We start from the raw sequence: 23,086 nt of genomic DNA on the forward strand, positions 1-23,086 counted from the left end.
GAAAACTCACTTCGAAAGCGTTACGCTTTGCATCGGAGGAGTACTTTGGGGAAATGCTACGGATTCTAATCAACGCAAAGACGTTTCGTATCTAGTTTTCAGGTGATCAACCACCTTGAATCGTTTGGTGGCGATGGCGGAAGGGTTCCACGCGTTCCCATACCGAACACGACCGTTAAGCCTTCCAGCGCCGATGGTACTTGGACCGAAGGGTCCCGGGAGAGTAGGACGCCGCCAAGCGAATACATATTCCCTGATAGCTCAGTTGGTAGAGCACTCGACTGTTAATCGAGTTGTCACAGGTTCGAGTCCTGTTCGGGGAGCCACCTGCTTCCATAGCTCAGTAGGTAGAGTGCATCCATGGTAAGGATGAGGTCACCGGTTCGATCCCGGTTGGAAGCTCCAGATTTTCTTTTAGCAACTTAGAAGCAGCTTGAACATGTGGCCCGTTGGTCAAGGGGTTAAGACACCTCCCTTTCACGGAGGTAACAGGGGTTCGAATCCCCTACGGGTCACCAACACGGAGGCTTAGCTCAGCTGGGAGAGCATCTGCCTTACAAGCAGAGGGTCGGGGGTTCGATCCCCTCAGCCTCCACCATTCATGTTTCAGTCTCGAATTGGACATGCTAGTAACATGAACAATATTGGGGATTAGCCAAGCGGTAAGGCAACGGACTTTGACTCCGTCATGCATAGGTTCGAATCCTATATCCCCAGCCATTCTCACTTCAATTAAGTGAAGATTAGCTTTGAGGTGAACCGAGGGTTCGGCGACGCCTTGAATGCGAGCCATTAGCTCAGTTGGTAGAGCACCTGACTTTTAATCAGGGTGTCGAAGGTTCGAGTCCTTCATGGCTCACCAGTGTTTTATCTTGTGCGCGTGTGGCGGAATTGGCAGACGCACTAGACTTAGGATCTAGCGTCTTTGACGTGGGGGTTCAAGTCCCTCCACGCGCACCATATATGCGGACGTGGCTCAGCGGTAGAGCATCGCCTTGCCAAGGCGAGGGTCGCGGGTTCGATTCCCGTCGTCCGCTCCATTTGCGCCCTTAGCTCAGCTGGATAGAGCGTTTGACTACGAATCAAAAGGTCGGGAGTTCGAATCTCTCAGGGCGTGCCATTTCAAGTTCATATCGGGATGTAGCTCAGCTTGGTAGAGCACCTGGTTTGGGACCAGGGGGTCGCATGTTCAAATCGTGTCATCCCGATTTGCTTAAGTTTGTTCCCGCAAAAGCAATCGGCGTATGCTTCAAAGCTTAGTCTCACTTTTGCGGGTTGATATGCGGGTGTAGTTCAATGGTAGAACTCCAGCCTTCCAAGCTGGTAGCGTGGGTTCGATTCCCATCACCCGCTCCATAATTTAGCAGGACATCACCATGTGTGATGTTTTTTTACATATCCGCACGATGTTTCTGCGAAGTGTTAATGTAGTAAAGAAAGAGGCTTGCCAAAGGCTTCAGGGCTTGTCGTATATGGGATGTTGGCGCTTTTCAAGGGAATGAATTTTGTCGATTTGGCTAATTTTTTCGGTTGAAAAGTGAAGATTTTCGCCCGCATTTATTGTATGATGTTAGGAAGGCGTTATGTTCTAGAGATAAACCGCGTAAAAAGGGCTTTGAGATGGGAGGAGTAGCATGACTGAACTTACAGTAACCGCAAAGAGTAATTCCAACAATCTGCTGCGGCGAGATGTACGGTTCCTTGGCAATATTCTTGGAGAAGTTCTGGTCCACCAAGGTGGCAACGAGCTTCTAGATATAGTTGAGAAAATTCGCGAAACGAGCAAATCGTTGCGATCCGTATTTCTTCCTGAATTGTTCGCAGATTTTAAAAGAATCATCAGCACGCTGGAACCGGACATTCGCCATCAGGTGATCCGCGCATTTGCGATTTACTTCCAATTGGTTAACATCGCAGAGCAGAATCACCGCATCCGCCGGAAACGCGATTATGAGCGCTCCGCTGGTGAAGGCGTTCAGCCGGGATCCATTGAAAGTGCGGTCCAGGATCTGAAAGAACGCAACATCCCTTTTGAAGAAGTTCAAGAAATTCTCGAAAATCTATCCCTTGAGCTGGTCATGACAGCTCACCCTACTGAAGCGATGCGCAGAGCCATTCTCGACATCCATAAACGGATCGCCGAGGATGTGATGCTGCTAGACAACCCAACATTAACATTCCGCGAAAGAGAACAGCTTCGGGAGAAGCTTCTGAATGAAGTAATCACGCTGTGGCAAACCGATGAGCTTCGCGACCGTAAGCCGACCGTTCTGGATGAGGTTCGTAACGGAATGTATTATTTCCATGAAACACTGTTTCACATTCTGCCAGAGGTTTATCAAGAGCTGGAGCGTTGCCTGAACAAGTACTATCCGGGCCACCATTGGCATGTTCCGACGTATCTGCGTTTCGGATCGTGGATCGGCGGAGACCGGGACGGTAATCCTTCGGTGACGGCGGACGTGACCTGGAAAACCCTTGAGATGCAGCGTAAATTGGCCATCCGTGAATACCAACGGATCCTGCGAGATTTCATGAAGTATCTCAGCTTCAGCTCGACCATTGTCAACGTATCCGACGAGTTGATTGCATCCATTGAGAAGGACCGCCAAAACGTCACGCTGAAGAAGATGGAAATTTGGCACAATGAGAAAGAGCCGTATCGGATTAAACTCGTATATATGCTCGCCAAAATCAGCCATATTCTCGATGACGACATGACCGGCAGCGAGCGCTACCAGTCACCGGAGGAATTCATTGAGGATTTGAAGATCATCGACCGCAGCCTGCGTTTCCATTTTGCCGACTATGTCGCCGATACGTATATCCAGAAGCTGATTCGCCAGGTCGAGTTGTTTGGCTTCCATACCGCAACCCTGGATATAAGACAGCACAGCAAAGAGCATGAGAATGCAATGGCTGAGATTTTGCACAAAATGAACGTGACCAGTGATTACGTGCAATTAAGCGAAGATGAGAAAATTGCGCTGCTGAACGACCTGCTGAATGACCCGCGTCCGCTGACGACCCCTTATCAGGAGTACAGCGACAGCACGGAGGAGTGCCTGGAAGTGTACCGCACCGTTTTCCGCGCACAGAAGGAATTCGGCGTGAAGTGCATTTCGAGTTATCTGATCAGTATGTCGGAGGGTGCAAGCGATATTCTGGAAGTAATGGTGTTTGCGAAGGAAGCCGGATTGTTCCGCAAGGATACGGACGGTACGGTTGTTGCCACCTTGCAGGCAGCGCCGTTGTTCGAGACGATCGAGGACCTGCACGCGGCGCCTGAGATCATGCGTAAGCTCTTCAACCTTCCGATCTATCGGGAGGCCGTAAGCGCAATGAACGACCTGCAGGAGATCATGCTCGGCTACTCTGACAGCAACAAGGACGGCGGAGCCATTACAGCCAACTGGGAGCTTCAGGTGGCGCTTAAGGAAATTACCGCGGTTGCCAATGAGTACGGCATCAAGGTGAAGTATTTCCATGGTCGCGGCGGATCCTTGGGACGCGGCGGCATGCCGCTGAACCGCAGTATTCTGGCACAACCGGCGTCCACGATTGCCGGCGGCATCAAGATTACGGAGCAGGGCGAGGTCATCTCGTCACGCTATTCCCTGAAGGGAATTGCATATCGAAGCCTGGAACAAGCCACTTCGGCGCTCATTACGGCATCGATCAATGCTCGTTATCCTGAAACTCAATCCGTCGATAAAGAATGGGAGGACATCGCATCCCGGATCTCGGAGGCAGCGCAGAAGAAGTATCAGGATCTGATCTTCCGTGACCCGGATTTCCTCACCTTCTTCAAGGAATCGACTCCGCTTCCGGAAGTGGGCGAGCTTAATATCGGTTCCCGTCCATCGAAGCGAAAGAACAGCGACCGTTTTGAGGACCTCAGAGCCATTCCATGGGTGTTTGCATGGACCCAGAGCCGTTACCTCCTTCCGGCATGGTACGCGGCTGGCACGGGCATACAGAGCTTCTATCAGGGCAAGGAAGAGAACCTGAAGGTGCTCCAGAAGATGTACACGGACTATCCGTTCTTCACGTCGCTGATTGATACGCTTCAGATGGCACTCGCCAAGGCGGATCTGATCATTGCTAAGGAATACTCCTTAATGACAAAGGACGATACGTCACGCGAGCGCATCTTTGGAATGATCCAGGAAGAGTTCAACCTGACGAAGGACCTTGTCCTCAAAATCACCGGGCAGCAGGACATTCTGGATAATCAACCGGTACTGCAGGAGTCGATTCGACTCCGCAACCCTTACGTCGATCCGCTTAGCTACCTGCAGGTCCAGCTTCTCAACGAGCTTCGCAGCTTAAGAGAGCAGGGGCAGGATGATGCCGAGCTGCTTCGCGAAGTGCTGCTCACAATTAACGGCATTGCGGCAGGACTTCGGAATACGGGCTGATCCCGGCCTCAGCTGTAATGTATCGATAAAGCACAGCAAGACAACGATCTCCATGAACCAGGCGAGGCTCGCTCGAGCCTCGCTCTTTTTTTATACTGAACGGATCGCTCTGTATTCATCTTGAGTAGTACGGGGCATCATAGACTTTATCCATTCGAAATTTTGGATTGGATTTCTAATAGTTGTTGATTTTTAGAAACAGTTGAATTACCATTTGAATGATGCTTATTAAACGTTACCCATCAGACCATTCTGGGGGAGTTATGGTGGAAAATTTGGATGTAAGACTGGCAAAGCTGGCCCGCAAAGGCGATCAGCGAGCTTTTGCCGAAATTGTGGAGCTGTACAAGGATAAGATTTTTCATTTAGCATACCGAATGCTAAGCAACCGCCATGAGGCGGAGGACGTCGTACAGGAGACGTTCTTGCGTGTCTATAAAAACCTGGATCGTTATGACGAAAATCAGAAATTCTCGACCTGGATTTACCGGATCGGGACGAATCTTGGTATAGATCGGCTGCGAAAGCGCAAGCCTTCTTTCTCGCTGGATGCGGAACTGAACGATAGTGACGGCATGGATGGTTATTCCCTGATCCCGAGCGACAATCGCACACCGGAGAGCGAAACGCTTCTATCGGAAACGCAGCGGATCATTCACCAAGCAATCGAGGGACTCCCTGCCAAGTACAAGACGATCATGATCCTGAGGTATATACAGGATTTATCGCTGCAAGAGATTAGCGAGATATTGGACTTGCCTGTAACAACGATCAAAACGCGAGTCCATCGTGGACGTGAATTCCTTAGGAAAAAGCTGGAGCATAAATTGTAAGAAAAGCCGGGCCACCGGAGGGTGGTTTTTTCTTGCTGACCTCAAGACGGCGCCTTAGTTGACGTTGTCGCTTATGATGCGGGCCACGAATCGGCAAGGGGTGTTTCCCACGATTCATCGGGCTCTGCAGACAAATTTGATTTTTAATCCGAAAATAATTGAAACATCCGTGACTCCTGCACGTATGAACAATAAGCAAGTCTTATGTCCCCATTCGGGGAATGGACCCAGCAAAGAGATTGAACGAAAGGATTGGCTCACAAATGGATTGCAAATTAGCCGTCTCTTTGATGCATGATTATCTGGATAATGACTTGTCCGAGCCGAAGCAGCTTGAATTGAAGCAGCATTTGCAGGAATGCGCCGAGTGCCGAGTCAATTTCGAGAAGCTGGAGCATACCGATATGCTTCTATTTTCCTTAACTCATCATGCTACGAAGCCATCAGATGATCTAGCAGACCGCATTATGGGCATGCTGCCTAAGCCTAAGAAGCAGAAGGCATGGGTTACCTGGGTTAGGAATCATCCTGCTCTTACGGCGGCAGCCATGTTTGTCGTGGTCATGCTCTTTAGCACCATCAGCTTCTGGAACCAAGAGAACCAGCTGGTTGTGAAGAGTGATGAATTCGAGAAGCTGGTGATTGAAGGCGACACGGTCATCATTCCTGCCGATCAGGTCATTGCGGGAGATATAACCGTCGAGAATGGGAAGGCTAAGGTCTATGGCCAAGTGAATGGAAATCTCACGGTCATTGACGGGGAGTTGTTCCAGGCCTCCACCGCTCATATAGCAGGTCAAGTTAAAGATATTGATAAGGCAATGGATTGGATATGGTACAAAATCTCCAATCTGTTCACAGATGTCGCTTACCGATAAGAATCGCCTGCAGCTTACTGAATACAAGCGCCTCTTTTCAGTGAAAAGACGGCGCTTCTTTTATTACAAATATCCGCAGAATCCAGGTTATGGACCAGGCATTCGCTTGCATCGGAAAGATTAACGTTATAACCTAGAGAGTGTAGAGTACATACTACATATATATAGTCTCAAGCGTTATGCATGAGGACGTTCAAAAAGTCCCCCAGAAGGGCTGATTTTTTGAACCCGCACTTAATGGAATTGACGGGGGTTGCTGTATGGAGTATTTCACGGATATGACCTGGGGAGAAACCATCAAGGATATAATCGATATTCTTATCGTTACCTATATTATATATCAAATGATTCTGCTCGTTCGGGGCACGCGAGCTGTGCAGCTGCTGAAAGGGATCCTGGTGCTGGTCGTCATCTGGGCGCTCAGTACCTGGTTCGATCTGTACACGCTCAAATGGCTGATGAATCAGATCTTCACGTTCGGGGTGCTGGCCATCTTTATTATTTTCCAGCCGGAGCTTAGACGGGGTCTGGAGCAGCTTGGGCGCGGCAAGTTCTTCGGACGAACGGCAGACGCCGATGAAGAGACCCATAAATTAATTAGCGAAACCATTAAGGCCGTTAATTATTTGTCGAAGCGAAAAATCGGTGCCCTCATCGTTTTTGAGCGGACAACCGGTCTCAATGAGTATGTCGAATCCGGGATTCCGATGCGATCGGTGATCAGCTCGGAATTGTTCATTAACATTTTCATACCGAACACGCCGCTTCATGACGGAGCGGTAATTATCCAGAACGGACAGATCGCCGCGGCGGGCTGTTACTTACCCTTATCGGAGAATCCTTTTATAAGCAAAGAGCTTGGTACCAGACACCGCGCAGCCATAGGAATCAGTGAAGTGGGGGATGCGATCTCGGTGGTCGTATCGGAGGAGACCGGTCAAGTATCGTTAGCGTTGAATGGGCAAGTGGTTCGGGATATCAAGGAAGAATCCCTCATCTCCAAGCTATATGAGGAGATGCGTCCTGCCGCATCCACGAAGGAGAAACGCACGTTCTTCTGGAAACGGAAGGAGGGCCGTAATGGATAAATGGATTAAGAACAATACAGTCAGCAAGCTCATCGCATTGGCTGTCAGCATCTTGCTGTGGGCCATGGTCCATATGGACAGCGGCACACCCCCTCCCCCGACAACCTTCTATGATACCCGTGTGATTGAGGGGGTCAAAATTCAAACCTACGGGTTCGATGATGGCGAATATGCTTTAACGGGTATCGACAAAGACCGCGTGACGCTGGAAGTGAGGGGCAAACGGTCCAACATCACCCTGTTTACGGATGAGTACAAAGTAAAGCTTGACCTTAGCAATGTGAAGGAGCCCGGTACCCATACCCTTCCTTTAACCGCTTCCGTGCCGAACGGAGTGGAGGTCGTGTCAATGGATCCCAGCATGGTTACGGTGACCGTAGAGAAGCGGGTCTCCAAGTCGGTGACGGTAAGTATTGGCACGAAGGGCGAGCCGGCTAAGGATTACCGGGCCGGAACACCCGTGCTGATCGACCCACGCCAAGTCACGGTGACCCTGCCGGAATCCAGAATGGAGAAGCTCGGTCAGGTGAAGGGGAATACTGAGCTCGACGGAGCCAAGGAGAAAATTACGGAGAAACGGGTCAAGCTTACGGCATATGATAAGGAAGGCGTCGTGATGGAGGATGCCGTCATCGAGCCGAGCAGCGTAGCGGCCGAGGTTCCGATCGAGCCGGCCTTTGTGACGGTTCCGCTGGACCTGAAATATACGGGGAGATTGGCCGAAGGGCTCGTGCTGTCCAAGGTCGATCAGAAGGTTAAGGAAGTGAAGCTGTTCGGCAGCAAAGAGGCGCTTGCAGGAGCAGAGACCTATATCGAAGCAACCGTAAATTTGTCTGAAATTAACAAATCAGGAACAACGGTACTTACGGCCGACTTGACGACACCCGATGGTTTTGAGAAAATCGAGCCGAGCTCTGTCGAAGTGGAGGTTACGGCCGTATCGCATGGCGAACGGGTTATTAACGGAATCCCGATCACCTTAAAAGGGTTGGCTTCGGGATTGGAAGCCGTAATCCTGGAGCCCAAGGAGAAGTCGATATCTCTTACGCTTACGGGAGCGCCCGACCTGCTGAACAGTCTGACTCCCGAAGACATCGGAGCTCAGGCGAATCTTGCCGGGTTGAAGGCAGGAATGCATGAAATTCCACTTCAAATCACGCTTCCGGATTTCATTAACCGAGCTGACAGGAATCGACTTGTTGTAAAGATCGAGCTGAAGGACAACTCTAAGCCGGTTACAACCAATCCGGGAACTACGCCGCAGGATGACGGCAAGGACAAAGAACAGCCCGAGACTCCGGGAACCGGAACAGGCAATGAACAGGAGAATCATAACGTAGCGCCGCCCGTCAATTCGGGAACGGATGCGAACGGGAGCGAAGAGGAGCCGGCCAATCCGCCGGCAGAAGGAAGCACTGACGATGGGGGTACGGGGTCAGAAACACCAAGTGAGTAAAACATAAAGAAGATGTAGATAAAGGGGAAGAGAACACATGGGGAAATATTTTGGAACAGACGGGGTAAGAGGGGTTGCCAATCAAGAGCTGACCGCCGAAATGGCATACAGCATCGGCCGCTGCGGCGGTTATGTACTGACGGGAGATAAGGAGAAGCCGACCGTCGTGATTGGAATGGATACGCGTGTATCCGGGGCTATGCTGGAATCTGCATTGGTGGCAGGTTTACTGTCGATCGGTGCACATGTTATTCGTCTAGGTGTCGTTAGCACGCCTGCTGTAGCGTACATTACCAGATTGCTGAAGGCCGATGCGGGCGTTATGATCTCGGCATCGCACAATCCGGTTGAAGATAACGGAATTAAGTTCTTTGGCGGAGACGGCTTCAAGCTTTCCGATGAAACGGAACTCAAGATCGAAGAGCTCATGGATGCGGAGAAGGACGAGCTTCCGCGTCCGATCGGAGCGGATTTGGGAGAGCTTCGCGTTGATAATGAGTCGAAATTTAAATACTTGGAGTATTTGAAGACGACCATCACCAACCGTTTCCACGGTCTGAAAATCGTGCTGGACTGCGCAAACGGCGCAGCTTACGAGCTTGCTCCAAAGCTGTTCCGTGAGCTTGGTGCGGAAATTATTACGATCGGCGCCGAGCCTAACGGTCTGAACATCAATGATGGCTGCGGATCGACGCATCCGGAGAAGCTGGTGGAAGCCGTTCTTTCCCACGGCGCGGATCTGGGGCTTGCTTTTGATGGAGATGCGGATCGTCTGATCGCCATTGACGGAAAAGGCGAGGAGGTTGACGGCGACTTCATCCTCTGCATCTGCGGAGATGCGATGAATCGTGCAGGCAAGCTGAAAGCAGGAACGATTGTGTCCACGGTCATGAGCAACATCGGCTTCTATAAAGCTTGCGACAGCTTGAAGCTGAAAACGGCCAAGACGGCTGTTGGCGACCGCTACGTTATGGAAGAAATGCGTCGCGGCGGCTTCAACCTCGGCGGCGAGCAGTCCGGCCATGTCATTTTCCTGGACTATAATACAACGGGTGACGGAATTCTGACAGGCATTCAGCTTGTCGATACGATCGTTGCATCCGGAAAGCCGCTGCATGAGCTGAAGAATAGCATGCGCAAGTATCCTCAAGTGCTTGTTAACGTGCGCGTCGGCGATAAGAGTAAGTACCAAGGAAACAAGGCGATTGAGTCTGCGATTGCCGAGGTCGAGCAGATTCTGGGGGATAACGGCCGGGTACTGGTTCGCCCTTCCGGTACGGAATCTCTCATTCGGGTCATGGCGGAAGGTCCGGATAAAGACGAGCTGGATCGCTATGTAACCCAGATCGCCGATGTCGTGAAGCGGGAACTAGCCTAAGGCTAAAGTTGGATTTTTCAAGGCTGGAAAACCAGTTTATGTAAGGGCCAGTGAACTAGAAAAGCTTGTTACTGGCCCGGCATATTCCTGGCATGACGCAACGCCTGAAAGCGGAAGCAAGCCTTGCTACGACTGCATATGCTGCAGGTATAGGCTTGGTATGACTAATACCCGGTATTCGGGTAGTCTGGTAGGCTGGTTCTGGAGGAAGTTCGAAGAGCGGGCAAGCCGCTAAAGTTGCCAAACTCTATTCGTATGAATATAATATAGAATGTCATTCAAGAATGGAAAGAGAGGGTTGTGAGGTTGACCATAAGCTTCATAAGCGCCAGAGCTTGAAACTGCGCGGGGAATCGTTATGACGATCGATGTGATAACGAATCGGCACGATCAAGCTGACGAGGTGGAGGTGTTCGGATTGTTCGGCGGGGACCTCCCGGGATTGCACCAGAACCGTAAGCTGAACGCGGAAAAGGAATGGGCGACCGTTCTTACAACGCATCAGCAGGTGCTCAATAGTATTTCAGAAAAACATGAATGTGCGAATCAAGTGTGCGTACAGCGCGGTGGAAGAAGAGTGCATTCATGATTGTTCAATAGCTTAAGAGAATGCAATCATTGAACATTGAGAATTGAATAGATCATTCTTCTTTCGTAATACCGCACAGGAGGTGCGCATTCTTCTTTTCGCATAACCATTACTTTTGGGAAACCGAACGGAGGAATCATACAATGTGTGGTATTGTCGGATATATTGGAAATCAGAAGACGCAAACGGTGTTGCTGGAAGGACTTAGAAAGCTCGAGTATCGCGGATATGACTCTGCAGGGATCGCAGTGTTCACCAATGAAGGGCTTCGCATCGCCAAGGCGCAGGGGCGTCTAGCCAATCTGGAGGAACGCCTGGAAACAGCGCCGCTCATCGGTACGGCCGGGATCGGTCATACCCGCTGGGCTACGCATGGCCGTCCATCGGACGTCAACTCTCATCCGCATACGGACGAGAGCCAGAAGTTCTCGGTCGTACACAACGGGATTGTTGAAAACTACCTGGAGCTGAAGGAAGAGCTGATCCAGCAAGGGCATCACTTTGTGTCCGAGACCGATACGGAAGTTATCTCGCATCTCATTGCCCGTGAATATGACGGAGATATCGTGAAGGCGGTGCAGAAGGCGATCAAGTATATGAGAGGAGCATTTGCTCTTGGCGTATTAACGGAGTACGAGCCGGATAAGCTGGTTGCCGTTCGTCAAGCCAGCCCGCTCATTATCGGCCTTGGTGAAGGCGAGAACTTTATCGGTTCTGATATTCCGGCGATTTTGAAATATACGCGGAACGTATATATTTTGAATGACGGCGAGATGGCACTGCTCACGGCAGATGCTGTCGAATTGATGACCATCGAAGGGAATTTTATTTCTCGGGAAATGATTCGTGTCGATTGGGATGCCGTTACGGCGGAAAAAGGCGGGTTCGATCACTTTATGCTGAAGGAGATCCACGAGCAGCCGAAGGCCTATCGGGATACGATGCTGGGCCGTGTGGATGAGAGTGGACGGAAGGTCGTCCTCCCTGAGCTGAAGCTGACGAACGAGCAGATCGCGAATATTCGCAATATCCAAATCATCGCCTGCGGTACGGCCTACCATGCCGGACTTGTCGGACGCAGCGTGATCGAGGAAATGGTACGCATACCTGTCGAGAACGACGTGGCTTCCGAATATCGTTACCGTTCGCCGATTGTCACGCCTGAGACGCTTGTGATCGTCGTGAGCCAGTCCGGGGAGACGGCGGATACGCTGGCAGCCCTTCGTGAAGCGAAGAGCCACGGGGCCCATGTTCTGGCGATTACGAACGTGGTCGGCAGCTCGATCGCCCGTGAGGCGGACGATGTGCTCGGCACGCTGGCAGGACCGGAAATTGCGGTTGCTTCGACAAAAGCCTACACCTCGCAGCTGATCGCATTTTATCTGCTTGGTCTGTATCTGGCTCAGGAGCGCGGCACGATGACGGAGGACGCTGTTGCCGAAGTGATTGCTGCGATGGAAGCTCTGCCGGAGCAGGTGGAAGCGATGCTGGCGAATGCCGAATCAATCAAAGCCTATGCCGAGCAGATCGCGAAGCATGAGCACCTGTTCTTCATCGGCCGCGGCCAAGACTATGCGGTAGCTCAGGAAGGCTCCCTCAAGCTGAAGGAGATTTCCTACATTCATTCCGAGGCCTACGCCGCCGGTGAGCTCAAGCATGGCACGCTCGCTTTGATTGAAGAAGGGATTCCGGTGATCGCTCTGGCAACCCAGGAAGCGGTGTTGGAGAAAACCGTGAGCAACATTAAGGAAGTGAAGGCACGCGGTGCGGAAGTCATGGCGATCACCTATGAGGAGCATGTGGCTGGCCTGCTGAAGTCGGTCGACCAAGCCTTCGCGATTCCGAAGACGCTGCCGGTGCTGACGGCTGCCTTGTCGGTGATCCCGCTGCAGCTGCTTGCTTACTATGCTTCGCTCGCCCGGGGCAATGACGTGGATAAGCCGCGTAACCTGGCGAAGAGCGTGACGGTGGAGTAAGCGTGGCTTTAGCGCGTAAGTGTAGTATTATGTATTCCAAAATAAAGTCGTTCTAAGCATATTTAACGCGTATTGAGCCATTATTTAATCGTATTAGAGTCGAGCAGATTCAGGATTATTTCCTGACATCTGCTCGGCTCTTTTTTGTTGCAGGGGACGGGAAATGAGGGAGGCCGGATAATGAAGGGTTCCTCTCGAATCATATCAGAGACTTTGTCAGGCGTTTCGGGGCTTGCCTTGCATTGGAGGTTGGGGGAGGGCAATGGAAGAAGGGATGAATTCTAGATGAAAAAGCGGCAGCCGGAGTATAAAGCAACTCATTGACTGCCGCTGGTTTGACTTTAGATTGAATCGGTAAGCGCGATAGCATCAATCTCGATCATGGCATCCGATGAATAGAGCGAGGATACCTCGACGATGGTGTCTGCCGGGTAGGGTTGTGACCACCATTTGCGCCGGAGTTCGACGATTTTGTTAAAGTTTGACATCGACGTTAGATAGATGGTGACCTTTACGACTCGATCCAAGCCGGATCCGGATGCCTTTAGTATGCGCTCCAAATTCCGAAAGGCTTGGTCCGCTTGTTTGTCGAAATCGCCGACTCCAACGAGCTGACCGTCATCGCCAATGGCTGCTTGGCCCGAAACGAATACCAGGCCATTTGTCTTGATAGCTTGAGAAATAAGAAATGGTGCGTAAGGATCCGGTTGGGTGTGTACTTGCTCAAATAACATATACGTTCATCCTTTCTTTCATTTAATTATTTTTATTTTATTAAAGCTTCGTTGCAAGAACTCGCTCTCAGGCTCAAGCGGTTCCTATTTCTAAGATCATTGTATTTGCGTTTCTCTATATAGTAAAATGAATGAAATTGATTTTCCCATCAATTTCATTGATGGGATTGAGCTGTGGAGGGCGGTATGGAGATAATTGACTTTAAGGTATTTAAGGCAATTATAGAAGAGGGGAGTATCACGCGAGCCGCTGAGAAACTGGATTATGTCCAATCGAACATTACTACACGAATTCGTAAACTTGAGTCGGAACTTGGGACACAGCTTTTATACAGGACTCCCAAAGGGGTAGTACCGACTGAAAAAGGACTTCTTTTTCATAAATATTCAACAGATGTTCTTCGTACCGTCCACGAGATGACGAAAGCTATTAAGGGAGCCGATTACCCTTCAGGACAGCTGGAAATCGGAGTAGTGGAGACGATGGCTTCGTCCGGACCCTTTATAAGCGCCTTGAGCGAATATCAGCATATGTATCCCGAAGTCACATTGTCACTGATCACCGGGACGTCGCCGCAAAATTACGAAAAGGTGTTAAATTACCAGCTGGATGGAGCGTTTCTCTCCGGCGAATTCGATCTGACGCCTCTATACGTTGCGCATGAGATACGGGAAGAGGTCGTTTTAATATCAGCGGCTGGCGCAGTGCTCGATCATTCAAACGCGGCATGGGTCGTGTTTCCGAAAGGTTGTCCTTTACGGTCGGCAAGCGAGGATTGGCTTCGCAGCGAGGGGCTGCCGCCAGCCAACATTATCGAAGTCAGCACATTGGAGACGATGTTAAGCTGCGTACGCGCCGGAATCGGATACACGCTTATGACTGCTTCGGCGGTTCCTGTTGGTGACAACCAGATTCAAGCGCACACGGTTCCGGAACGTTACCGGTTTATAACAACGCGGTTGGTCACTCGCAAGGACCAATTTCATAGTAAAGCATTCACAGCTTTTGCCGATGGTATAATAACGGCGGGATTTTAGGCCGCATCTTACAATCCTAGAGTCATTGAATCGAACAATCCTCACTTATAATCCAGGCGATGGAGTATCCGGAAATTTTGGGTGGCAGGAATAGGAGATAGCTTGCGAACTTTGGAGTTAATTAAGCGTTTTTTTTAAATTTGTAATCGCAAGGAAAAAAGAGAAGGGGATTGAATCGGATTCTTGCAAACCAACCAAGCCAGAGAGAATCGTATTAGCTTGAAGGAAGTATAACAGCCCCTCTGTACAGAGGGGCTGTTGTTATATGTAGTTCAAAAATGAAGGATCCGCAGGTGGTCAAGCACTAATGTCAGTCACAAAAAACGCAAATGATTGAGGCTTGCTTAACCGCGGTCGACGCATCCATCCTCGGCCAGGTCAAAATCCTGCTTACGCTTACTCTAGTTGGATCGAGTGGGCAGAATGAAGCAGGACAGCTGGGGCTTACCCTTCTTCGTATTGAATTCCCTGTTCGTTAAACACTTTCATAACCACAAACATGGCATCCAGCGCTTTGGGAAAGCCCGCGTAAGATACGCAGTGCATGACGGCCTCTACAATCTCATTTGGCGTAAGTCCGGCATTCAAGGCTGCTTCGATATGGAAATCCAGCTGAGCCGCTGCGCCTGAGGCAAGCATAGCCGCTATGGTAAGCAGGCTCCTTTGTTTTAAGTCCAGCCCTGGACGGGAATACAGCGAGCCGTAAGGGAACTCGACGATCAGCCTGGCCATATCAGGAGAGAATTTTTCCATCTGTTTGACCGTTGCGTTCAGCCGTTCTTCACTGACCATCTGTTGCAAAACTTCGATTCCTTTATTATAGCGATTCGTCTCCATAAACGTCCTCCATAGCGTTAATCTAAACTAAGCAATCGGGTAAGAATCGGCGGGATTTCTTGCGGATCCACCATGACCTCGATCACTGTTGCCGTATGGGACTGCAAGGCTGACTGAACCGCCTTCGTGATGTCGGCTTCATTTTCACAGCGGAATGCCATGGCGCCCATGGATTGGGCAAATAAGCTAATATCCAGCGGTCGCTCATAGACAGCGCCAACCGATCGCCCGGTGTTATAGGACATTCCCTTTTCTACCATATCTAATCGGCCGTTATTCAGCACAAAGAAAATAACCGGAATTCCATGGTTCACGGCTGTCGATATCTCGGTACCGTGCATCATGATGCAGCCGTCCCCGGTCACACAGACGACAGGGCGGTCATGCATGGCGATCTTCGCTCCGATCGAATAGCCGATCGCCGCCCCCATGGCGATGAATACCTCATCGAAATAGAAGGTTCCGGGCTCGATGATTTCGAAGTTTTGTACGGCATGGAAGGAGTGGCTCCCTGCATCCCCGAACAGAACCGCCTCTTTTGGCAGCACGGACCGCAAGCACCGGAACGCCGTTCCCGCAGATAACACGGATTCCGTGCGGGATGCCGCGGCTGCTGCCGCTTGTGCCCGGGGGATCAGCATCTCGTGCACTTTGGACGCTGCCCCGCTTTGCGTTATGAGCTGAGTCAGGTTGGAGCGAATATCACCAAGGATCAGTTGCGTCGGCACCTGAATGGTTTTGCCCGCGAACTTAATGTCATATTCAAATTGCAGCACCTTTTCCGGCTCCATGTCGGCTGTAAATCCGGATAACGACATATCGCACAATTTGCTGCCGACGACGATCATCAGGTCAATGCCCGATCTCAAATAATCGGTTGCATGCTTGGAACCGCCGAGGCCATACCCGCCTAAGTATAAGGGGTGGCTGGTTGGAAATGCTCCTTTCGCACCCGGCGTGGTCATTACAGGAATCCCCCAATGTTCGGCCATGATGCGCAATGGTTCATAGGCATCCGCCATGACAGCGCCTTTGCCCAGAAAGAGGACAGGCTTCTTAGCCTCGCCCAGCATCGATATCGCCTTATCGATATCGGGGGATACCACAGGTGAAATATGGTCCGGCAGAGGCAGGTAGAAGCTCTCCACTTCCTCCATCAGCACATCAAATGGGATGCAAAGATGAACGGGACCTTTTTCACCCGTGTAGGCTTTTTCAAGGGCATGTTTGAGGTACAGGTACAGAAGATCTCCCCGTTCGATGCGGGCACTGAACAAGGTTACAGGCTCGAACATCTTGACCAAATCGGCCCCAAATTGGCTTGAATCCTGACTTAACGCCCGTCCAGTCTCCCGCATCGACGGCTGCCCGGTGATGAACAATACCGGTAACTGGAACTCTTTGGCCTGCCCTGCGGCAGTAATCAGGTTCGTTCCTCCAGGCCCGGAAGTGCCGATCGCGATCCCCATCGTTTTTGTGGCCAGCGCATAACCCGACGCTTCAAAGCCACTGCCGGCTTCGTGGCGTCCCAGCACATATTGAATACCATAGTTTTCTAGCTCCAGCATTAGCGGAGAAATGGACTTTCCGGGAATGCCGAATACGTGAGAAATCCCCCAATTTTTAAAATGCTCGACTAATAGGGTATATACTCTCTTTTTCATCCTATCACCCCTGCAAATTGGTTTTCATTGCCGCTGATTTCATCAATAACCGCTCAATTTGTTCCGCAGGTAAAGGCGGGTAGTAATAGAAACCTTGTACCTCATGACAGTTCTGACTCCGCAGGAAATCCAACTGATCCTTGGTTTCTACGCCTTCTGCGATAACATCGATTCCAAGCTTATGGGCCATGGCGATGATCGTGGCTACAATATCTGCGTCATTTGAATCCGTCATGATATCCCTGACAAAAGATTGATCAATCTTCAGCCGGTCTATCGAAAACAATTTTAAATAGTAAAGATTGCTATAGCCTGTCCCAAAGTCGTCGATGCAAATTTGTATCCCTAGTTCCTTCAGTTTTCCGAGTACCTCGATCGCAACATCAACATTCATCGTCATGGACTCTGTAATTTCGAGCTCCAGGTATTGGGGATCGATGTGGGTGTCGAGTAAGATCTCTTTGATGGTCTCTACCAAATCATGCTTTGAGAATTGGCGAGAAGAAAGATTGACCGATACGCTCATAGGAGGGAACCCTTTTTCTTTCCATATTTGATTTTGAAGGCAGGCGGTTTTGAGCACCCATTCCCCAAGGGGGACAATGAGTCCGGTTTCTTCGGCGATCGGGATGAACTTAGCTGGAGGGACCAATCCGAGAGTCGGGTGATTCCAGCGAATGAGCGCCTCGGTACCGATGATTTCCCCTGTCAGAATATCGATTTGGGGCTGGTAATATAACACGAATTCATCGAGGTGCAGCGCTTTACGGATCGAATGCTCCAATGTTAGCCGTTCAATGCCGCTGCTGTCTGGGATCGGCTTGAAAATGTTATAGTTATTCTTTCCGTCGTCTTTCATCCGGTAAAGCGCAATGTCCGCATTCTTCATCAGCATTTCGACATCCGTGCCATCTTGAGGGTAGAAGACAATACCGATACTGGCTGTTATATAGAACTCATAGCCGTCGATCGCAAATGGTTTCTCAAAGGCCTTAATGATCTTTTCCGCAACATGAATGGCTTCCGTTTGATCCGTAATCTCTTGCACGAGAATCGTGAATTCATCGCCACCCATTCGGGAAACCAGTTGGTTCGGAGCATGGCAGCAAGTCTTCAGACGCTCGGCAACCAGCTTCAACAGCACATCGCCGTTGTTATGACCCAGCGTGTCATTAATCTTCTTGAAGCTGTCCAGATCGAGAAACATGACGGCGAAGATACTGTTTTCTTTCACTCCATGGCTCAGCAATTCATCAATATGCCTGGTGAAAAATCTCCGATTCGGCAAACCGGTTAAATCGTCATGATAGGCTAAATAATTGATTTGCTTCTGCGTATGATAACGCTCGGTGATATCCCGAAACTGTGCAAATGCGCCCATGACCTGCATATTCTCGTCCCGAATAGGGAAGGCATCGAACAAACAGACCATCTCGTCTTGACCGGTCCGTGGCTGAAGTATGAACTCCATATCTTCGTAATATTTTCCTGTTTGAAGAACCTCTTGAATGAAGTCATTGGTTCGGGCATCCGGAATCGGTTTATTCATGACATCCTGCTTTTTGGCACCGGTTAAAATCTCGGCGAACCTGTTAAACTCCGTGATATTCCCATCCCGATCGGTAATCATAATGCCGTTTCTTGTTGTTTCGATGACCACTTGATTCAAAATATGCAGTCGTCGATTTTGCTTTTTCAGCAGGAGTTCTCTTTCGATCGAATCTACGACCGTACTTAGCATCGCCAGTAGAAACGGGTTATGCTGATCTATCGTCGTCATGATCGTAATGGTTCCAAGCAGGTTGGAGATATCGGTGTATTGGAAGGGAACAGAATAACACGCGGTGGACCACAAAAATTCATAAAAATGTTCGTCCCCGACAAGCTGAATGGGCTGACGATGATCCAAAACCAAATTAATGCTGTTGGTTCCCGCTTCTTGTTCGTTGAAGACGAGGCCAATCTGTATGCCCGATTGCTGAACCACACTTTTGATCGCTTCATCCCCGGCCATTTCCAGAATACATCCATTCTCATCGGAGATCAGGATCAGCAGTGGAATCCCTTTCATGAGCTCCAACATCTTATGTACAAAAAAATTGATTACGGACAATATCTCTTCGTATTCGGCCCGTTTAAGATTCAAATCGCCTTCTGATAAAAAGGTAGAAAAGGAGGGAACCCCCCGTGGATCAATACCTAGCTTCTCACATCTCTTTTTAGACTCCGAGATCAAGGATACTTTCGTCAAAGCAATCCCCATCCCCCTTCGCTCCATGAAAATGCAGTAAATATACTTAGATCATGAGCAATCCTGTTATATATCACATTAGACGATACTTAGGGTTTTTTGTCAAATTATTTCTGTTAGATTTTGGTTAACGAAAGCAAATAATATAAAGAGGTCAACAATCCTATGATGCAGACTGGAAGAAGAAGGGGGAGTGAATAGCCTTAACTGATTATGAGAAACGCTGATCAACGAAAAAGGATGCTGCCTTACTGGGAAGGCGGCATCCTCTTGATTTTGACCCCAACGGAAGACTTGTCGTAATCTAAGACGATCGGTTGTATAAAAAATAAGATGAGCAGTACTAAGCCAGAGCCCCGGCAAAAGAGCCGAGCGTCTTTCTGCATGCCGAGAAGGATTGCAATTCAATGCAAATTCGTGGGTCCGCATTCCGGTCGGCTTCCTGATTGCGTACGATCCAAACCCCTTCATTGGCAGGGAGTACAAACAAAATATCCTCGATGGCCGTCTGGTTACCGCTGCCAATTCTTATCGTGCTTAGATTGTCCATGGTACGGGCATTGGACTGAAAATCCTGCTGCCATTTTGCTATCAGCTGCTGCTGATCGGTTGAAAGCTCGTCACTGTGAGGAGAGGCAGGGGATTCACCGGCCGTCAGCCGGTTCCACAATTCTTCCGTAATCACAGCCTTGGATTCGGATAAAGTCGTCCCTTCGGCGTTCGAAGGCTTCACCCCATAGAAGCGTGCAAGCTCCTCTTCCCAATCCGCAGGCTCTGTCCAGGATAGAAAATGAAGCGTATGATGGTCGGACAAGTGATACAAATACCGCTCTTGCAGTTCGTGGATCGTCAGCACTTTGCTGGCATTCCGATCGGTAATCGCCCTCAGCATATAACTGCTGTGCAGCAAATGCTGAATCATTTGCGTAATTTCGGAAGTGAAACGAACCTCGCCGTTCGCTTCATCAATCGATTCTATGAATCCTTTGGACATTAAGCTATGTGTAGCTGCCTGAAACAGAAGCTCCCATTTGTCTTCAGACAGATCACCGTAGTATGCCTTCAGAAGTCCTGCAGCCATGTCCTCCCCTTGGTGAACAGCCAAGGCGTATCCCAGCTCTTCTAATGAAAATATATAGGTATGCTCGCTCATGTAAGCAAATCCTCCAGTACAAATCTATTTCGTTTCCTTTCCGTTACGGCTGATCAGCCCCCGCAGGCGCTTCATGACAGACTGAATTTCGGTATCGGTCAACAAATAATACGTATTCACAGTCCAGGTCTCCCTGTTCTTCAAATGAAAAATCAGCACGGGAAATTTCGGAAGCAGCCACTTCCGAATGGAAGGGCCGTTGTAGCTGATGCTTGTAATGTCCGCCCAGGCTATGGTTCGCGTACCGTCTGAGATGGAATTTTGATCGTAGGTTAGCAGCTGCGTGTCCGATTTCAACGCCTTTGGCAGGCTGACAACCAAATATCCTCCAAAAAACGGAATCCCGATTATGGCTGATGTGATACAAAAAAACTTACGAATAAAGGAGGTATCCATAAAAAAAGCCGCGTACAGCAGAAACAGGCAGGCCAGCACAAACAGTAAACTGCCAAGTGATTTACCCCATGCCACAGATTTCCGATATGATATTGCGTTCATGATTTAGCGCGCCTTCCTGTAATTATTTGAACAGTCCGCTAATCCAGCGAACTCCCTTTTCGACGACTTTAGCTGCGCCATCACCGACAAAGGCTCCAACCGTACCGCCTACATAGGAACCGATAGCCGCGCCGACCGGACCGCCAATCATCGCACCAACGGCTCCGCCTGCGACGGCCCCGCCATAGGTCACAGCTGTTTTTACCACAACGTTGGATGCGGCAACAGCGACTTCTTCCCCGTTAAGCTTGCCCTCGCGGTACTTGCTGACAAGGCCGGAAGCCTCGCCGATCACATTAAAGGTTGCGTTAATCGGGAAGAGCTTTTTGGCGATCATGCCTGGAATTTTCTTGGTAGCGATCCCGTACCTGCCCTTTTCGACACCGGCAATGACCTGTCTGGTCCATTGAGGAAAGTTCTTGGCTTGACTGAAGCCTAACCCGAAATTAAGGCCGAATTTGCTTGCTACTCGATCAAAGCCTTTTATGCCTTTCATAATGAAGCCCGGGTTCACAATCTGGCGATTCATGCCTCTTGCCAGGTTCTTCAAGAACGTATTGTTCCCTTTGCCTTTAACCCATGGGGCATTATGAATTTTAGCGCGGGACGGATTTCGCGGATCTACTCTGAATTGTACCGTCTTGGTTAAGACTAAGGAAGCACCCACAGAGCTGTAAAGAAGAGTTCCCCACTTTTCCAGATTATCCCGCACTTGAAGTGTGTTGTTTAACACGTCCTGCGTTTGATCGATCGGATCGGCGGCCGTCCTTGCCTGTAACGAAGCTTGAGTAGAATCGGCCTCCGTAAAGCGGTTGACAATGGTATGTAATTCCGTGCTGACCGAACCCACCGCTGCCGTGAAATGATCCATCTGCTGACGGGCCAGCTGGAAATTTTGATAGAATTGTTGCCTTGTCGTACCTTCCCATCCACTTTCAAGGATTTGAATCTGCTGGGTAAGGTGGCTGCAAATTTGCACTCCGATCTCCCGAGCCTGTGCAAATTGTCGGGATATTTCCATAAGTCTTTCCGGAGGAACTAATATTTTGCCCATGGTACTCACCTCAACAATATACAGATTAATGTAATTATTGTAGTAGAGGTCCTCCATCTTCACAAAAGGAACAAGTAACAGAATAGTAAAAAAATCGTTAGGTCCTTGGAACCATTTCCCTTTTCCTGAAGGTTGATTCTTATTTTTTCCATTTGGATTTTGTGATACGTTTACATGAGTTCAGCATGCTTTCGTTAGACTGATGCCAAGACCGCGGTTCGTGAAACAAGACGCAACTAATTTGTGCACAAATTGTTGCGATGCGATAATTGCAATAATTTATATTTTGATCGAGAAGAGGGGATTAGATGGAGTGGCTTGAGCGGATGAACCGGGCGTTGGATTATATCGAATTGAACTTGGCTGGGGAGATTGAACTGAGTGAAGTTGCGCGCAGAGCTTGTTGTTCATCTCATCAGTTCCAAAGGATGTTCTCCTTCATTACCAATGTAACGCTGGCAGAGTATATTCGGCGCAGAAAGCTTACCCTTGCCGCACTCGAATTGCAAAATAGCGGGTCGGAGAGAGTCATTGATATTGCCATAAAATATGGTTACGAATCCCCGGTTTCTTTCGCACGCGCTTTTCAATCACTTCATGGGGTTACGCCGGCAATGGCTCGCCAAGCCGGAATTGCGCTTAAAGCCTATCCACGCCTCTCCTTCCTGATTACGATCAAAGGAGTAGACGCGATGAATTATCGCATAGAAACGAAGGAATCATTTGAAGTATTTGGCATGGAACGAGTTTTTCGCAGCGAGGGAGGCGGTGATGCACCGGACACACCGGCACAATTCTGGCAACAATGCCACGCCACTGGCGAAGTAGAGAGACTTGCTTCTAATGCCGGCAGCTTGCCCCGTTTTTTGAGCCCGGATTCATACAAAGTACATGGGATATGCAGCTACAGAGATACAGGCGATGATACCTTCCCCTATATGCTGTGTGCCTTTAAGAGTGAAACCAGTAATACGAACGGATATTCTACCGTAACGATTCCAGCCCAAACATGGGCGATCTTCCACTCGGAACCCATCGATTGGGATGCGTTCGGTGGAACTATCGAGACGTTGTATCGACGATTTTATACGGAATGGCTTCCAACGTCAGGTTATGAGCAGGTGAATGGAATGGAGCTGGAAATCTACGGCGAAAAAGCAGGGCTTCATTCCGTTGAACTATGGTTCCCCGTAAGGAAAATCTAAAGCACGCATACGATTTTGAGCACGAGTCCAAAA

The 23,086-nt window shown here is 49.6% G+C and carries 17 protein-coding genes, 11 tRNA genes and 1 rRNA gene; 22 read left to right on the forward strand and 7 right to left on the reverse strand.

The features are described from left to right. The first annotated feature begins 123 nt into the window (after positions 1–123). The 20 genes from rrf to glmS all read left to right on the forward strand — a co-directional run bounded on the left by rrf (position 124) and on the right by glmS (position 12,619). A 5S ribosomal RNA gene (gene rrf / locus BBD41_RS17755) occupies positions 124–240 on the forward strand. Between the two features lie 10 nt (positions 241–250). Beyond that, a tRNA-Asn gene (locus tag BBD41_RS17760) sits at positions 251–326 on the forward strand. Between the two features lie 3 nt (positions 327–329). Next, positions 330–405 (forward strand) — tRNA-Thr (locus BBD41_RS17765). Between the two features lie 38 nt (positions 406–443). Then, a tRNA-Glu gene (locus tag BBD41_RS17770) sits at positions 444–518 on the forward strand. A gap of 4 nt (positions 519–522) precedes the next feature. Then, positions 523–598 (forward strand) — tRNA-Val (locus BBD41_RS17775). Positions 599–645: 47 nt separating this feature from the next. Further along, positions 646–720: transfer RNA gene (locus BBD41_RS17780), tRNA-Gln, on the forward strand. Positions 721–786: 66 nt separating this feature from the next. Beyond that, positions 787–862 (forward strand) — tRNA-Lys (locus tag BBD41_RS17785). Between the two features lie 14 nt (positions 863–876). Further along, positions 877–960: transfer RNA gene (locus BBD41_RS17790), tRNA-Leu, on the forward strand. Positions 961–965: 5 nt separating this feature from the next. Then, positions 966–1,040 (forward strand) — tRNA-Gly (locus BBD41_RS17795). A 3-nt stretch (positions 1,041–1,043) separates the two neighbouring features. Continuing rightward, positions 1,044–1,120 (forward strand) — tRNA-Arg (locus BBD41_RS17800). 14 nt (positions 1,121–1,134) lie between these two features. Then, positions 1,135–1,208, forward strand: a tRNA-Pro gene (locus tag BBD41_RS17805). 74 nt (positions 1,209–1,282) lie between these two features. Next, positions 1,283–1,356, forward strand: a tRNA-Gly gene (locus BBD41_RS17810). Positions 1,357–1,634: 278 nt separating this feature from the next. Next, positions 1,635–4,421 carry a phosphoenolpyruvate carboxylase gene (gene ppc / locus BBD41_RS17815; RefSeq protein WP_077568272.1) on the forward strand — a complete coding sequence of 929 codons (2,787 nt, stop codon included), beginning with the start codon at positions 1,635–1,637 and terminating at the stop codon, positions 4,419–4,421. A gap of 263 nt (positions 4,422–4,684) precedes the next feature. After that, on the forward strand, positions 4,685–5,254 hold the full coding sequence (sigW, locus tag BBD41_RS17820; RefSeq protein WP_034274467.1) for an RNA polymerase sigma factor SigW: 570 nt from the start codon (positions 4,685–4,687) through the stop codon (positions 5,252–5,254). Positions 5,255–5,517: 263 nt separating this feature from the next. Then, positions 5,518–6,132 carry a zf-HC2 domain-containing protein gene (locus BBD41_RS17825; protein ID WP_077568271.1) on the forward strand — a complete coding sequence of 205 codons (615 nt, stop codon included), beginning with the start codon at positions 5,518–5,520 and terminating at the stop codon, positions 6,130–6,132. A gap of 260 nt (positions 6,133–6,392) precedes the next feature. Next, a complete protein-coding gene (cdaA, locus tag BBD41_RS17830; RefSeq protein WP_007133197.1) occupies positions 6,393–7,220 on the forward strand; it encodes a diadenylate cyclase CdaA in 828 nt (275 codons plus the stop codon). Continuing rightward, positions 7,213–8,676 carry a CdaR family protein gene (locus tag BBD41_RS17835; RefSeq protein ID WP_099478362.1) on the forward strand — a complete coding sequence of 488 codons (1,464 nt, stop codon included), beginning with the start codon at positions 7,213–7,215 and terminating at the stop codon, positions 8,674–8,676. Before cdaA ends, BBD41_RS17835 begins: the two co-directional genes overlap by 8 nt. A gap of 37 nt (positions 8,677–8,713) precedes the next feature. Beyond that, on the forward strand, positions 8,714–10,054 hold the full coding sequence (glmM, locus tag BBD41_RS17840) for a phosphoglucosamine mutase (protein WP_099478363.1): 1,341 nt from the start codon (positions 8,714–8,716) through the stop codon (positions 10,052–10,054). 358 nt (positions 10,055–10,412) lie between these two features. Next, positions 10,413–10,643 (forward strand): hypothetical protein, encoded by a 231-nt coding sequence (locus tag BBD41_RS17845; protein WP_099478364.1) that lies wholly within the window; start codon positions 10,413–10,415, stop codon positions 10,641–10,643. Positions 10,644–10,786: 143 nt separating this feature from the next. Further along, positions 10,787–12,619: a glutamine--fructose-6-phosphate transaminase (isomerizing) gene (gene glmS / locus BBD41_RS17850; protein WP_099478365.1), complete on the forward strand. Its 1,833-nt coding sequence runs from the start codon at positions 10,787–10,789 to the stop codon at positions 12,617–12,619. Between the two features lie 341 nt (positions 12,620–12,960). On the opposite strand, the gene BBD41_RS17855 is transcribed toward glmS, so the two are convergent. Beyond that, complete coding sequence (locus BBD41_RS17855; protein ID WP_099478366.1) at positions 12,961–13,353, reverse strand: RidA family protein; 393 nt, start codon at positions 13,351–13,353, stop codon at positions 12,961–12,963. A gap of 186 nt (positions 13,354–13,539) precedes the next feature. Here BBD41_RS17855 and BBD41_RS17860 point away from each other — a divergent pair, with 186 nt between their 5' ends. Then, entirely contained in the window at positions 13,540–14,391 is an 852-nt protein-coding gene (locus BBD41_RS17860) for a LysR family transcriptional regulator (RefSeq protein ID WP_099478367.1), read from the forward strand. 444 nt (positions 14,392–14,835) lie between these two features. Here the strand turns inward: BBD41_RS17860 and BBD41_RS17865 are convergent, their stop codons facing one another. The 6 genes from BBD41_RS17865 to BBD41_RS17890 all read right to left on the reverse strand — a co-directional run bounded on the left by BBD41_RS17865 (position 14,836) and on the right by BBD41_RS17890 (position 21,848). Then, on the reverse strand, positions 14,836–15,228 hold the full coding sequence (locus BBD41_RS17865; protein WP_077568264.1) for a carboxymuconolactone decarboxylase family protein: 393 nt from the start codon (positions 15,226–15,228) through the stop codon (positions 14,836–14,838). A 17-nt stretch (positions 15,229–15,245) separates the two neighbouring features. Continuing rightward, positions 15,246–16,892 (reverse strand): thiamine pyrophosphate-binding protein, encoded by a 1,647-nt coding sequence (locus tag BBD41_RS17870; protein ID WP_077568263.1) that lies wholly within the window; start codon positions 16,890–16,892, stop codon positions 15,246–15,248. A 4-nt stretch (positions 16,893–16,896) separates the two neighbouring features. Continuing rightward, complete coding sequence (locus BBD41_RS17875; protein ID WP_237086823.1) at positions 16,897–18,963, reverse strand: putative bifunctional diguanylate cyclase/phosphodiesterase; 2,067 nt, start codon at positions 18,961–18,963, stop codon at positions 16,897–16,899. 523 nt (positions 18,964–19,486) lie between these two features. Continuing rightward, a complete protein-coding gene (locus BBD41_RS17880) occupies positions 19,487–20,296 on the reverse strand; it encodes a hypothetical protein (RefSeq protein WP_077568261.1) in 810 nt (269 codons plus the stop codon). A 24-nt stretch (positions 20,297–20,320) separates the two neighbouring features. After that, entirely contained in the window at positions 20,321–20,794 is a 474-nt protein-coding gene (locus tag BBD41_RS17885; RefSeq protein ID WP_099478369.1) for a DUF5381 family protein, read from the reverse strand. Positions 20,795–20,816: 22 nt separating this feature from the next. Then, a complete protein-coding gene (locus BBD41_RS17890) occupies positions 20,817–21,848 on the reverse strand; it encodes a WXG100 family type VII secretion target (protein ID WP_099478370.1) in 1,032 nt (343 codons plus the stop codon). Positions 21,849–22,156: 308 nt separating this feature from the next. Between BBD41_RS17890 and BBD41_RS17895 the strand changes: the two genes are divergently transcribed. Then, positions 22,157–23,053 (forward strand): AraC family transcriptional regulator, encoded by an 897-nt coding sequence (locus tag BBD41_RS17895; RefSeq protein WP_099478371.1) that lies wholly within the window; start codon positions 22,157–22,159, stop codon positions 23,051–23,053. Positions 23,054–23,086: the final 33 nt, after the last annotated feature.

This window comes from Paenibacillus ihbetae, from assembly GCF_002741055.1.
Taxonomy (GTDB): Bacteria; Bacillota; Bacilli; order Paenibacillales; family Paenibacillaceae; genus Paenibacillus_AQ; species Paenibacillus_AQ ihbetae.

What these genes read in the sequence shown, in the direction of transcription:
- ppc (WP_077568272.1), top strand. Translation starts at nt 1,635, where the DNA reads ATGACTGAACTTACAGTAACCGCAAAGAGTAATTCCAACAATCTGCTG.
- sigW (WP_034274467.1), top strand. Translation starts at nt 4,685, where the DNA reads ATGGTGGAAAATTTGGATGTAAGACTGGCAAAGCTGGCCCGCAAAGGC.
- BBD41_RS17825 (WP_077568271.1), top strand. Translation starts at nt 5,518, where the DNA reads ATGGATTGCAAATTAGCCGTCTCTTTGATGCATGATTATCTGGATAAT.
- cdaA (WP_007133197.1), top strand. Translation starts at nt 6,393, where the DNA reads ATGGAGTATTTCACGGATATGACCTGGGGAGAAACCATCAAGGATATA.
- BBD41_RS17835 (WP_099478362.1), top strand. Translation starts at nt 7,213, where the DNA reads ATGGATAAATGGATTAAGAACAATACAGTCAGCAAGCTCATCGCATTG.
- glmM (WP_099478363.1), top strand. Translation starts at nt 8,714, where the DNA reads ATGGGGAAATATTTTGGAACAGACGGGGTAAGAGGGGTTGCCAATCAA.
- BBD41_RS17845 (WP_099478364.1), top strand. Translation starts at nt 10,413, where the DNA reads ATGACGATCGATGTGATAACGAATCGGCACGATCAAGCTGACGAGGTG.
- glmS (WP_099478365.1), top strand. Translation starts at nt 10,787, where the DNA reads ATGTGTGGTATTGTCGGATATATTGGAAATCAGAAGACGCAAACGGTG.
- BBD41_RS17855 (WP_099478366.1), bottom strand. Translation starts at nt 13,353, where the DNA reads ATGTTATTTGAGCAAGTACACACCCAACCGGATCCTTACGCACCATTT.
- BBD41_RS17860 (WP_099478367.1), top strand. Translation starts at nt 13,540, where the DNA reads ATGGAGATAATTGACTTTAAGGTATTTAAGGCAATTATAGAAGAGGGG.
- BBD41_RS17865 (WP_077568264.1), bottom strand. Translation starts at nt 15,228, where the DNA reads ATGGAGACGAATCGCTATAATAAAGGAATCGAAGTTTTGCAACAGATG.
- BBD41_RS17870 (WP_077568263.1), bottom strand. Translation starts at nt 16,892, where the DNA reads ATGAAAAAGAGAGTATATACCCTATTAGTCGAGCATTTTAAAAATTGG.
- BBD41_RS17875 (WP_237086823.1), bottom strand. Translation starts at nt 18,963, where the DNA reads ATGAAAGGGATTCCACTGCTGATCCTGATCTCCGATGAGAATGGATGT.
- BBD41_RS17880 (WP_077568261.1), bottom strand. Translation starts at nt 20,296, where the DNA reads ATGAGCGAGCATACCTATATATTTTCATTAGAAGAGCTGGGATACGCC.
- BBD41_RS17885 (WP_099478369.1), bottom strand. Translation starts at nt 20,794, where the DNA reads ATGAACGCAATATCATATCGGAAATCTGTGGCATGGGGTAAATCACTT.
- BBD41_RS17890 (WP_099478370.1), bottom strand. Translation starts at nt 21,848, where the DNA reads ATGGGCAAAATATTAGTTCCTCCGGAAAGACTTATGGAAATATCCCGA.
- BBD41_RS17895 (WP_099478371.1), top strand. Translation starts at nt 22,157, where the DNA reads ATGGAGTGGCTTGAGCGGATGAACCGGGCGTTGGATTATATCGAATTG.